1 protein-coding gene is annotated in these 443 nt (G+C 44.2%); it reads left to right on the forward strand.

What is annotated here, in order from left to right; all coding sequences use genetic code 11:
- Nucleotides 1-443: SwmB domain-containing protein (locus tag CDA10_RS16710; protein WP_213062858.1), on the forward strand; the 443-nt coding region annotated here is incomplete at both ends.

Raw genomic sequence — 443 nt, forward strand, 5'->3', positions numbered from 1 at the left:
ATTCAAGACATCGCAGGAAACGATGCTACAGACTTAAGTTCAACACTAGTTAATAATAATTCTACAGTTCCAACGACACCAGTTGCTGACAATACAGCACCGCAACTACAAAGTGTAGAAGTCAATCCAGCAGGACAATTGGTATTCCACTACAACGAAGCTTTAGATGGTGTGAATCTACCGAATGCGAGTCATTTCAGCATCACCATTAATGGTCAAACTGTTACGCCAAGCAGTATTAGTGTGACAGGCAACGATGTCTTACTGAGCTTCGTTCCAGCAATTGGAATAGGGCAAAGCGTGAGTTATCGCTACACCGATCCAAGTCCAAATAACGATACATCCGCAATCCAAGACACAGCAGGCAATGATGCTGTGAGTATCCCATTAACCACTTTGCCGGGAGGTGATAACCACTCGAATGTTGATAGCACCGCGCCAAA

Source organism: Acinetobacter piscicola, from assembly GCF_002233755.1.
Taxonomy (GTDB): Bacteria; Pseudomonadota; Gammaproteobacteria; order Pseudomonadales; family Moraxellaceae; genus Acinetobacter; species Acinetobacter piscicola.